Source organism: Streptomyces sp. AC627_RSS907 (assembly GCF_019049165.1).
The window spans coordinates 1-543 of the sequence record NZ_JAGMUE010001568.1 but is presented as its reverse complement, the minus strand read 5'-3'; the positions used below and the strand labels follow the sequence as shown (position 1 = coordinate 543).

Sequence of the window (543 nt, the reverse complement as noted above, 5' to 3'; positions counted from 1 at the left end):
TGACCACCGCGTCCTCCTCGTCGAGGACGACCGCGGAGGACCGCAGCACGGAGAGCACGGTGTCGACACCGGGCGGCAGCGCGGCGTCGGTATGGAGTGAGGAGCGCGTGGGCTTCGCCTGGTCGCGCTCGCTCCAGCGGAACGCCAGCATGGCGATGACGCCGGTGCAGAGCCCGGCGATCGCTGCCACAGCGGCGATTGCCGCGTCCACGTTCATGGCTCCAGGTTAGGCGCCTGTTCGGCCCCCTCCACAGCCGAATGGGGGTCGACCAGGTGAGACGTTGCCGATAGTTCACCACGAGGACGTGACCGGTTCACTATCGAGGCTTCAGGTCGGGACGTACGACACCGCTCGGACCACGAGGGTTGCCGAGAGTTCACCGTTAGGTCGTGATGGGTTTACTTGGCGGGCCGGAACCAGACTCGTTTCGGCCACACCGTGGGAGCGTGGGGCTGACAGCCCTACGGGACCCCCAGCGAGAGAAGGTAAGTGATGCGGGACGCGTACCACGAGGAGCTCGATTCGATCGGTGAAAGTCTGGT

The 543-nt window shown here is 65.9% G+C and carries 1 pseudogene; it reads right to left on the bottom strand.

Annotated elements, in window-relative coordinates:
• Positions 1-217: pseudogene (locus tag KUM32_RS43035) on the bottom strand (two-component sensor histidine kinase); the annotation flags it as partial.
• Between the last annotated feature and the right edge of the window lie 326 nt (positions 218-543).